General features: G+C 47.7%; 2 protein-coding genes. Both read left to right on the forward strand.

All coding sequences use genetic code 11. The annotated features are described in order from the left end of the window. Nucleotides 1-183 (forward strand): hypothetical protein (locus IX84_RS33490; protein ID WP_044224099.1); only part of this gene is annotated, 183 nt, incomplete at its 5' end. A gap of 171 nt (nucleotides 184-354) precedes the next feature. Next, the gene (locus tag IX84_RS31200) at nucleotides 355-534 is read left to right on the forward strand and encodes a hypothetical protein (protein WP_052516183.1); all 180 of its coding nucleotides are present in this window, start codon (nucleotides 355-357) and stop codon (nucleotides 532-534) included. Nucleotides 535-683 lie beyond the last annotated feature (149 nt).

The following is a 683-nucleotide window of genomic DNA, read 5'->3' on the forward strand; positions in this document are numbered from 1 at the left end:
GAAGGAACCGAGGCTGTCGTATATAACCTTTGGGGGCAGGAGTTAGCCCGTTATAGACTGGATGGAGTTCAGGTACAAATGTTGAATGTATCCGAATGGCGTGCTCAAAATACAGCCGTCGTAGTGGTGCTGTTCGAACCCGGTCAGCCTCCTAAGACCAAAAAACTGCTGCTGGTCCGGTAATAGGCTCGTTTCAAAAGGTTGGAGGACTTAAAAAACCCAAATGATAAGGCTCGGGCATTGTCCCGGGCTTTTTTTATCAGTCGATTGGAACGCGTCTCGTTGTAGAAGAGCATTGAGTTGATAGGTGCTTCAATTTTCTTAGCTTTAAGGGTAAATTGAGTGTTCAATTTAATGGCTGAAATGACCAATCATCCCATCCAAACCCTTCACCACCTCATCAGTCAGCATCAGGACTGGGATGAGTCCATCTTACTCGACCGCAATCAGTTCCTCACCATGGAAGGACAGGTCGATGACCGGCTGGCTCGGCAATTACTTCGCCAAAAGCCTGCTGCCCAAACCAAAGCTTAATAAAATGAAGACTTTTTCTTCCATGGACCCGGTCGGCAGTCAACTGGATAAATCCGTTCTTACGACTTTCCTGAAGCAGCAGCAGGAGTTGCTGAGGTTGCTGGAGCAGGCCAAAACAGTGGATCTTACCCGGACAAAGACCAGTATCT

It is taken from the genome of Phaeodactylibacter xiamenensis, from assembly GCF_000759025.1.
GTDB classification, from domain to species: domain Bacteria; phylum Bacteroidota; class Bacteroidia; order Chitinophagales; family Saprospiraceae; genus Phaeodactylibacter; species Phaeodactylibacter xiamenensis.